Here is a 373-nt window from a genome sequence, read left to right as displayed (position 1 = left end):
GACTGGTTAATCCGCATGCCGGTGTCGCAACGCGCCAGGCAATTGCGCCCCGAGTTGCCAAGCCATTGGGAGGCGCGCTTGGTCGAAACGCATGCGGGTGGACGTGTCAGGCGCTTTATCACTTCCATGCTTGATCCCAAGCGCTTTGCTACACAAGAGTTGGCGCAACTGTACCGCCAGCGCTGGGAGATCGAACTGGGGTTTCGTGAGATCAAACAATCTTTGCAGCAAGCAGCCTCAGTTGGTAATGCAAGAAGTCTGGGGCGTGTTGATCGCCCATACATTGCTGCGACGCTGGATGTGTCTGATGGCCAGGCATGTGGGAGTGCAACCTACCCGCATCAGCTTCCATACCGCGCAGCACGCCATCGTC

1 protein-coding gene is annotated in these 373 nt (G+C 57.6%); it reads left to right on the top strand.

Annotated features, from left to right (window positions below; genetic code table 11):
* Positions 1 to 15: 15 nt before the first annotated feature.
* Positions 16 to 373: transposase (locus AC1DZ5_RS21565; protein ID WP_477892862.1), on the top strand; the 358-nt coding region annotated here is incomplete at its 3' end.

This window comes from Rhodoferax sp. P1_F3 (genome assembly GCF_056405715.1).
The sequence above is the reverse complement of the archived record's forward strand: the minus strand, read 5'-3'. Positions and strand labels throughout refer to the sequence as shown.